Origin of the sequence: Pseudomonas sp. 24 E 13, assembly GCF_900004715.1 — a bacterium.
Lineage (GTDB): Bacteria > Pseudomonadota > Gammaproteobacteria > Pseudomonadales > Pseudomonadaceae > Aquipseudomonas > Aquipseudomonas orientalis_A.
Genome location: NZ_CVTO01000104.1, coordinates 471 through 715 on the forward strand (window position 1 = coordinate 471; position 245 = coordinate 715).

At 59.2% G+C, this 245-nt stretch carries 1 protein-coding gene; it reads left to right on the top strand.

Translation table 11 applies throughout. The features are described 5' to 3' along the window. On the top strand, positions 1-245 hold a 245-nt coding region (locus BFP90_RS29545; protein WP_256097463.1), incomplete at both ends, for an immunoglobulin-like domain-containing protein.

Sequence of the window (245 nt, forward strand, 5' to 3'; positions counted from 1 at the left end):
GGTGAGTCGGTTGGTACAGTGGTCGTGGATACCCCGGCTAACGACGTCTACGTTAACGGTTCGACCGTCACCACCACCATTACCGGTGCAACCGGCGGCAATTTTGAAAACCTGGTGCCGAGCACGACGCCTGCGGTCACCACTATTACTGATGTGGTCGATACCACCACTGTTACGCTGACGGCCGGTTCGACCGTGACCGAAGGTGGTCAGATCACCTACACCGCGACCCTGACCAACCCGGC